At 38.0% G+C, this 258-nt stretch carries 1 protein-coding gene; it reads left to right on the forward strand.

What is annotated here, in order from left to right; genetic code table 11:
• The coding region (locus AAEY78_RS13845) for a GGDEF domain-containing protein (RefSeq protein ID WP_352339938.1) at positions 1-258 on the forward strand (258 nt) is incomplete at both ends.

The following is a 258-nucleotide window of genomic DNA, read 5'->3' on the forward strand; positions in this document are numbered from 1 at the left end:
GATTATATGTACCAAAATGCCACCTTTATTCCACTAACAAATACCCGTGGTGATGTTGAGCATATATGTATTATTATTTACGATGTAACAGATGTAGCCGTTAATAAAAAAGAACTCGAACAGTTAAATAAAAAGCTTGAGCAAGTTAGTCAAACCGATAGCTTAACGCAGCTAGCTAACCGAGGGCACTGGGAACATACGTTACGCCAAGAGTTTTTGCGTACTAAACGCAGTGGTGGTTGCAGTACTTTATTAATG

Source organism: Psychrobacter sp. 16-MNA-CIBAN-0192, from assembly GCF_040309565.1.
Lineage (GTDB): Bacteria > Pseudomonadota > Gammaproteobacteria > Pseudomonadales > Moraxellaceae > Psychrobacter.